Below are 254 nucleotides of genomic sequence, written 5' to 3' on the forward strand. Positions count from 1 at the left end.
ACACCACTTGTTTTACCGGCACTTTGCCAGCAACAACCAAGGCTCCCCATAGGAATACCCCAACTATTATCAAAAGTGATTGATTGCACCCAGATTTCATTACCCTTTTGTGTCGCACCGCCTGCAACCATGTAATCAATTGTTCCTGTTGACGAGCAACCTATTACAAATAATGTTAAAGCAAGTGTGATGAGTGATTTTATGAGCTTGTCCATAATCTATATCCATTTATTAATTGTGATTGCCATTGCTCA

The 254-nt window shown here is 39.8% G+C and carries 1 pseudogene; it reads right to left on the reverse strand.

Annotated features, from left to right (window positions below):
- Positions 1 to 215, reverse strand: a pseudogene (locus H5154_RS23385) (DUF2931 domain-containing protein); the annotation flags it as partial.
- Positions 216 to 254 lie beyond the last annotated feature (39 nt).

Origin of the sequence: Pseudoalteromonas sp. SR44-5 (genome assembly GCF_014163675.1) — a bacterium.
GTDB classification, from domain to species: domain Bacteria; phylum Pseudomonadota; class Gammaproteobacteria; order Enterobacterales; family Alteromonadaceae; genus Pseudoalteromonas; species Pseudoalteromonas rhizosphaerae.